At 49.3% G+C, this 7534-nt stretch carries 6 protein-coding genes; 2 read left to right on the forward strand and 4 right to left on the reverse strand.

Annotation, left to right across the window (positions count from 1 at the left end; translation table 11 throughout):
- Positions 1-121 precede the first annotated feature (121 nt).
- Positions 122-766, reverse strand: coding sequence for a group II intron maturase-specific domain-containing protein (locus tag CIK98_RS00005; protein ID WP_094382258.1), 645 nt, complete (start codon positions 764-766; stop codon positions 122-124).
- A gap of 71 nt (positions 767-837) precedes the next feature.
- Positions 838-1002 (reverse strand): hypothetical protein, encoded by a 165-nt coding sequence (locus CIK98_RS17800; protein WP_172409747.1) that lies wholly within the window; start codon positions 1000-1002, stop codon positions 838-840.
- Between the two features lie 621 nt (positions 1003-1623).
- Here CIK98_RS17800 and CIK98_RS00010 point away from each other — a divergent pair.
- On the forward strand, positions 1624-2835 hold the full coding sequence (locus CIK98_RS00010; protein ID WP_094382259.1) for a DUF418 domain-containing protein: 1212 nt from the start codon (positions 1624-1626) through the stop codon (positions 2833-2835).
- A gap of 24 nt (positions 2836-2859) precedes the next feature.
- Here the strand turns inward: CIK98_RS00010 and CIK98_RS00015 are convergent, their stop codons facing one another.
- On the reverse strand, positions 2860-3786 hold the full coding sequence (locus CIK98_RS00015) for a hydrogen peroxide-inducible genes activator (RefSeq protein ID WP_094382260.1): 927 nt from the start codon (positions 3784-3786) through the stop codon (positions 2860-2862).
- A 215-nt stretch (positions 3787-4001) separates the two neighbouring features.
- Here CIK98_RS00015 and CIK98_RS00020 point away from each other — a divergent pair, with 215 nt between their 5' ends.
- Positions 4002-5288 (forward strand): serpin family protein, encoded by a 1287-nt coding sequence (locus CIK98_RS00020; protein ID WP_094382262.1) that lies wholly within the window; start codon positions 4002-4004, stop codon positions 5286-5288.
- Positions 5289-5331: 43 nt separating this feature from the next.
- Here CIK98_RS00020 and CIK98_RS00025 read toward each other — a convergent pair whose 3' ends face one another.
- Positions 5332-7287, reverse strand: coding sequence for a glycoside hydrolase family 97 protein (locus CIK98_RS00025; RefSeq protein ID WP_094382261.1), 1956 nt, complete (start codon positions 7285-7287; stop codon positions 5332-5334).
- Between the last annotated feature and the right edge of the window lie 247 nt (positions 7288-7534).

The following is a 7534-nucleotide window of genomic DNA, read 5'->3' on the forward strand; positions in this document are numbered from 1 at the left end:
ACTCAATGACATAACAAAATGGAGAAGGGAGACACTCCTTGCAAATCCATGTTTCAGTAGAGCTAGGACTATGTCAATGGCTGTTGGATTTTAGTACATCATCTGTAACAAACTTGACAGCCTAGGTTTGACCTCTCTGCCAATGATAGAAAAGACTACGGTCTTTGCTCGCTATCTCTTGCAGCCAAATGAAAGCCTTGACAATGGGCTTGCGATGGAAACGCTTGTATTTCCTGCGTATCCAATAGGCAAGCACCATGTTCAAGTGGTTCATGACCTTGACAAATTCTGTCTTGCCGAACTTGTTATAGTAATTGTACCAACCTCGGACTTGGCTCTCAATCTCTATCCCCACCTGCTGGAGTTTCCAGTCAAGATGCGAATGCAGTTTCCACTCCTTCATCTTCTCATGCAGTTTCTTCACCGATTTCTCACATTGCACTATCTTGGTCTTCTCCGCATTGAGTTTCAAGCGGCATTGTTCAAAGCGGCAGGTCAGAACTTCTTTCATATATTCCGCCTGCGCCTTGCTCACACAATGACATATCGTATCATCGGCATAACGTTCAAATGGTATATTCGGATAGTGAATGCGCATCCACTTGTCAAGCGTGTAGTGGAATCGCTCACGTGCCTTGGCTATGGCATCGGAAGCGGAGCGGTTGGGACGATAACCATACGAGTCTTGGTCAAAGCAGGGTTCTATGGACGGCTCTATGAACAATACCGTCTTGTCTATCACAAATGATTTTGCTTCTTTCATCATATCCTCCTCTTTGTTTAAGAGTTGTATAATTCCAGTTGCTTGAGTGTGTCACCCCCTTCGCTCCATGTCCATTACAGACACTTCAGCACTACTACGGGGCAATCCGCCACAGAAGAGGACTTCGGTACATTTCTGCCTTGTTCGTCACTTTCGGCATTTCCCTTGGCATTCCGACTTCTGCTTCCCACGTTCCACCAACGAGCCTGTATCACTGTCCTGCCACCTCTATGCCGCATGCCACAATGCCATAGACAGGTTATTGCATTGCTTGTCGCCAGAACTGTCCGACTCTGACTTTTGACATGACTTGAATCAGGATTAACGTTTCCGACTGCAGCAGCTTGCAGAGGGTTTGATGCCAGTGCCTGCACACCGACACCGAGAGACCTTCTCTCATCTCATTGGCAGTTAAGGCTACATCTTATATGGAAGGTAGCCAACCCTTTATATATAGATGTGCGCCTCGTGGCACACGGACAGGTGCCAGATCGGGTCACAGGGACAGGTACTGAAGTGAACCCGCAATGAGTAGCAAATGACTTTGTAATTCTTGCCATCGGAGTCAGTTATCAAATAATCCTTGATAACTGAACTTTAGTACAACTCCCTGTCTTTCAAAAAGTGATGACTCTATAGAGGCGGGGCTGCGCATCGGGGAGGTATAGACCATTGATTAATATAGATTGATGATGACATTTTGCCCTTTTAATTGGGTTTTATTGTTTTTTGGGGGTGTTTTTTTTGTATTGTCTTCGTTTATTATTATCTTTGTACCCGAATTGTGGGCATATCACTGCTGCAATGGTCAGAGGAGGTAAGGAGGTAAGCGCATACGAAACTTAAATATACTATTAATAATGGAAAACGTAAAGGGACAATCGCGCGTCGAAGTGGTGGACGCCATACGCGGCATTGCCGTGGCTATGATTCTCATGCTTCACAGCATTGAGCATTTTAATCTATACAACCAGGTGGACCCAGACTCGCCGCTGCTGAAACTCGTAGATCTGATGGTGTGGGACGGACTGTGGTTTGTGATTGGAGGTAAGGCGTATGCAATATTTGCCTTGCTGTTTGGTTTCAGCTTCTATATCATGGACCGTAATGCGGCACGGAGGGGCGAGGACTTCCGACTGAGATTTTGCTGGCGCATGCTGCTGCTCTTTGGCTTTGGTTGTCTCAACGCTTCGTTTTTCTGTGGCGAGGTGCTGGTGCTGTACAGTATCGTGGGACTCGTGCTGCCTATGGTCAGCCGACTGAAGACGCGGACGCTGCTCGTGGTGGCTGCGGTGCTGATGGCGCAGCCTGTGGAGTGGATGAAACTGGTGTATGCGGCGATTGTGGATGGCGAGCGGGAGATACTGGTGTTTGACTTCGGGGAGTATTGGAACGCTTCGATGAAGATGCTGGCTGAAGGGGGATTTTTGGAGACGGTGAGGACGAACCTCTGGGAAGGACAGCTGTTTAGCCTTGCTTGGGCGTGGGGCGCGGGAAGGTTCTGCCAGACGGCGTCGCTGTTTATGCTTGGACTGGCGGCAGGACGCATGGAGTGGTTTGCCGACAGTGAGGCCAACCGCCGCCGATGGGGTCGTGTGCTTGCTATGGCGCTGGTTGCCTTCTTCCCGCTCTACGGTCTGAGTTCGCTGCTGCCTGACTTTGTGGCATCGACGCCTGCCGAGGAGCTTGCCGACAGCAGTCTGTGGGCGATGACGTCGAAGACGTTTATGGCTTCGCTGATGCTTATCATCACGTCGCTGCATAAGTTTTGTTTCATGACCGTGATTGTGACGTCGCTGCTTTTTGCGTTCTATTGCACACGGCTGTCGCGTCCGTTGCGCTTCATTATGCCTTACGGGCGGATGAGTCTTACTAACTATATAGGACAGAGCATCGTGGGGTCGGCGATATATTACCATTGGGGTTTGTATCTTAATCTCTCCGACACTCAGAGCGTGGCTTTGGGCGTGGTGATACTGGCATGTCAGGTGATGTTCTGCAGATGGTGGATGAGCAGGCATACTCACGGGCCGTTGGAGGGTGTATGGAAGAGGTTGACGTATTTGTGGTAGTGATGTCGGGCTGGCCTCTATATTTTATACCCTTTGCTCTGTATTGTTCATTTTCAGCATGCGCTCGGGGACGCTTTGTCTTATGGCTTCGACCACTGCTTTGAGCAGGGTGTTGCGGATGAAGGTCTTTGAGGTGAGCATCACTACCTCGCGTGTTGGAATGGGTATGGCGAAGGGGCGGACGAGGGTCTTCTGGCATTCGTTAAGTTGGAGCAGGGCCAGTTCGGGTATGAACGTGATGCCTTGTCCTGCCTCTACCATGCGCATGAATGTCTCGATGCTGCCGAGCGAGTAGGTGACTTTGGTGTCGCATGCCGACTTGATGTTACAGAACTTTACCAGTTGGTCGCGGAAGCAGTGGCCTTCATCGAGCAGCCAGAGGAAGTGGCCGGCGAGGTCGGCTGAGCGTATTGAGGTGTTTTTTGACAGGGGGTCGGTGGGCGACACGTAAGCGATGAACTGTTCGAAGAAGAGGCTTGTCTGGTTGTAGTTGTCCATGTCGTCGAGGGAGACGAGTATGGCGGCGTCGAGTTCTCCCCTGGCGAGCGCCCGCTTGCAAGCTTCGGTTTTCATCTCCATCACCCGAAAGTCAACGTCGGGAAAGTCGGCGGTTAGTTTTGGGAAAAAGCGTGGGAGCAGATATGGAGCGATAGTGGGGAGTATGCCGATGCGGAAGAGTCCCTTGAGTGTTTGGCGTTCTTCCTCTACAATGTCCTTGATTTTTTTTGCCCTTGCCAGTACTCTCCATGCCTGTTCCACGATGAGCTTGCCGATGTTGGTGGGTACGACCTGTTGCGACGAGCGTTCGAATATCTTCACCCCGAGCTCAGTTTCCATTTTTTGTATCATGGCGCTCAGTGTGGGTTGTGTCACTCCGCATTGTTCTGCGGCTTTTGCAAAATGTCGCAGCCGGTATACGGCCACGATATATTCCATCTGTTGTAAAGTCATGGCGCAAAATTAAGCATTTTCATTTGAAGTTCCAAAGAAAATCCGATTTTTTTAAATATCTTTATGGTACAACTGTACACCTTCCCCACGCTGGATTTGCCGGTTACACCGTAATTTTTGCACCCCTTTCGTTAAAGAAACCAAATATTCGGGACCTTGACGCAAGGAAATGGCATCATGGGTGTTTAGATGGCATGATAATAATGATTTGGAATATGAAAAAGACATTTTTGAACATCGCCATGATGGCTACTGCAGTGCTCGCCATGTCGGCTTGCAGCTCAACAAAGAAAATCAGTGAAAACAATAGTAATGATATGACACACTTGACCGCGGATGATGACCTCGACCCTGAGTTCATGGTGCTTTCCGACGCACAATACGACCTCGTAAAACGCAACAACCAGTTTGCCCTCAACCTCTTCTCCGAGATGAAGGGGATGGGCTCGAAAGTGGTTTCGCCAATGAGCGTTACTTATCTCATGGCGATGCTTGCCAACGGTGCTGAAACGACTACAAGAGACGAGATTATGGCTACCATCGGCGCCAAGGACTTCAATATAGACGAGATGAACGCATTCTATGCCTATCTGATGAAAAGAGCAAAGACTGCCGACAAGCAGACTAATCTCAACATTGCGAACTATATAGCCCTCAACAAGGAGTTTAAACTCAAGAAGGACTATGCCGCCACCATAGACAAGTGTTATCAAGGTGCTGTTGAAGCTCTCGACTTCAATGACGGAAAGAGCACACAGCGCATCAACGGATGGTGCAGCGAGCATACCGACAACATGATTCCTTCCATTATTGACCAAGTAGAACCAGCGGCTGTGGCTTACATCATGAACGCTATCTACTTCAATGGCACATGGTCAGAAAAGTTTGACAAGAACGACACAAAGAAGGAGCAATTCTACGGATTTACCCGCGACATTAAGTATGTAGACATGATGCATCGCAACGCTAAATACTACTACACTTCAAACGAAGTTTACTCGGCGGTGACCCTGCCTTATGGCTCTGGCGCATATTCAATGACAGTGCTGCTGCCAAACGACGGGAAGTTTGTAGACGACGTGAAGAAGTGCCTCAACGCCGACTCCATAGCGTCGCTTCGCCGCAACATGGAAGAATGTCTTGTCGACCTAAAGCTTCCGCGTTTCACCACCGAGATGAAGCTCTCGCTGAAAGACATCATCTCGAAGTTGGGAGCGCCTTCGATGTTCGATGCCTCACGGGCAGACTTCTCTTCCTTTGCCAACGGCAACGTGTATGTGTCGGAAATGCTTCAGAAGGCAAAAATAGAGGTGAGCGAGGAAGGAACAAAGGCGGCGGCTGTCACCATGGGTATGGTAAAGCTCACCGCCATTCGTCCTGACGAACCTCGCCGCGTGGATTTCCACTGCAACCGTCCTTTCGTATATATGATTCAAGACAACTATACAGGGGCGATATTGTTTATGGGGCAGTATGGGGGATTGGAAAAATTAAAAGATTAAAAAATTAAAAGATTAAAAAATTAAAAGATTAAAAAAGGGGGGCTTATTTCGTTATCACTAATCCTCCATTGCATGGAATGGAAACCTGTATCTGCTGTTTCTTCGAGAGGGTTACTGATTTGAGAGAACCCGCAAGGGATGGAGTGTCGCTATAGACCTTAAGCTGACTGCCGGCGGCAAACATCGGGAGAGAGAGCTTCAGCTTCACCGGAGACTCCTGGGCGTTGATGCCTACTACATACCACCGGTCGCCTGTGCGGCGGGCCATGATGCAGTATTTGCCAGGATAACCGTCAATAAACTTCACATCGTCCCATGTGGTGGGAACATTCTTCATGAAATCGATGGCCCACGAAGGCGCGTCGTCAAGATTGTTGGGCGCAAGGGCGAAATGCTGCACCGGACTCTGGAACATGATGGCAGTGGCAAGGGCAAACACGTCGGATGTCTTGCGCTGGCTGCCATGCTGATTGTCGGCATTATAGAACTTGTTGAGCGTGGAGCCACCGAAGTCCATTGAGCCTACGGTGTTGCGGATGAAAGGATGGATGCAGGCGTTCTTTGCCTCGGCATCACACATGCCCTGAGAGAAATGAAGGTTCTCGCTGGCAAGCACTGCCTCGGAAGCGGCAAAGGCTGGATACATGCGTTCCCAACCGCGTGGCAAGGTGCAGCCATGGAAGATGACGAGAAGCCCATAGTCGTTGGCGTCGGAGAGAATATCTTCGTAGAGCTGCATCATCGGCTGCTTGTCGCCACCGAAGAAGTCTACCTTTATGCCACGAATGCCTATGCTCTTCATCCATGCCATCTCCTGACGACGCGCATGAGACTTGTCCATCAGGTGGCGTGGGCCTTGAGGAGCGTCGTTCCATGCTCCGTTGCTGTTATACCAGAGATACAGCGCCACACCCTTCGACTTGCCGTAGCGTGCCAGTTCGGCTATCTTTTCGCGACCTATCTGAGTGTCCCAAAGAGCGTCTACCAATACCGACTCGTAACCCATGGCGGCAGAGAAGTCGATGTAACGCTTCTGCTCGTCGAAATTGCACGATGGATCCATACCGATAATCCAGCTCCACGAGCCACGCCCGTACTTAGCCTCCTGCTTTGCCTCATATTTTGGTTTCACTACATCGAAAGGAATGGTGGTCTCTACGATTGGGGCAAGGCTCTCGCCGAGCGTGATGGTGCGCCATGGGGTGTAGCCCGGGAGCGAAATGGCGGGTGAAGTGCTGCCAGCACCATTCATCTCGCCTGGCTGTGGCTGGCCCATCACATAGCATCCCCCTTCCTTGTTCAGAAGGCGGCCCGCGCAATAAGAGCCGTCGACACCAGTCTCGGAAATGAGAACCCAATTCTTAATTCTTAATTCTTCATTATTAATTTTAAACAGGCACGGGAACGAATATCCGTTGCCCCATCCGTTTTTGCCCATGGCATCGTCGAGGGTGTAGTTGGTCTCGTAGCTGGGTGATGTGCGTGCGAATCCGTTCATCGGTGCGCTCTGCGGACAGAGGAAGGTAGTGGAGCCTTCGGGAAAAGAAAAGCCGGTCTTCTCCTCCTTCACCACAGCCACTTGCGTTTGGCCCACGGGATGAATCAGGTATCGGAACGCCACGTCGTTGTCCGATACATGCATCACGAGGTCGAAAGCCCTCTTGCCTTCTTTCTCAAACGGCAGAGTCATTACCGTGGCCTTGTGGTTCACATGAGAGCGCTTGATGTTGCGCAGTCGGTAGTCCACGTCCACTGTTTTCTGCTCAGCCTGTCCAGCCATCTTCATACCTGTGGAGTAGTCGGTAAAGTTCAGCACCACTCCGAGCGGCGACTTTGTTATACACTCGTTTCCGTCGAGCGATACACTGTATACTGGCTTTCCGCCTTCGTCACTCACTGTCACTACAAGTCCTCCGTCGGGACTTGTCACGCGTTTTTCCTCGGCTCCTGCAGTCATTGCAGCAACAAGAGCCATTACCGAAATTATTGTTTTTCTCATACTTTTTGATTGAGTTTTTTGTTATTGTTTTTTGTTATTGTTTTTTTTTCTTTTGCAAAGTTACATCTAAAACTACACATTCTTATTCGTTTTTGTATCATAAACAGCAGAAAATGTTTCATATATCATTAATTACTCAATATTTCACCCCCTTCTGACATTTTCTGCCTCAATCAGCCTCTTTAATCTTTAATTTTTTAATTTTTAATTCTAAAGGTTTACCTTTAACAGGTAGAGAATTTTGAGC

It is taken from the genome of Prevotella sp. P2-180 (assembly GCF_002251435.1).
Taxonomy (GTDB): Bacteria; Bacteroidota; Bacteroidia; order Bacteroidales; family Bacteroidaceae; genus Prevotella.

Excerpts from the sequence above, each read along its gene's own strand:
- CIK98_RS00005 (WP_094382258.1), bottom strand. The coding sequence starts at position 766 with ATGATGAAAGAAGCAAAATCATTTGTGATAGACAAGACGGTATTGTTC.
- CIK98_RS17800 (WP_172409747.1), bottom strand. The coding sequence starts at position 1,002 with ATGCGGCATAGAGGTGGCAGGACAGTGATACAGGCTCGTTGGTGGAAC.
- CIK98_RS00010 (WP_094382259.1), top strand. The coding sequence starts at position 1,624 with ATGGAAAACGTAAAGGGACAATCGCGCGTCGAAGTGGTGGACGCCATA.
- CIK98_RS00015 (WP_094382260.1), bottom strand. The coding sequence starts at position 3,786 with ATGACTTTACAACAGATGGAATATATCGTGGCCGTATACCGGCTGCGA.
- CIK98_RS00020 (WP_094382262.1), top strand. The coding sequence starts at position 4,002 with ATGAAAAAGACATTTTTGAACATCGCCATGATGGCTACTGCAGTGCTC.
- CIK98_RS00025 (WP_094382261.1), bottom strand. The coding sequence starts at position 7,287 with ATGAGAAAAACAATAATTTCGGTAATGGCTCTTGTTGCTGCAATGACT.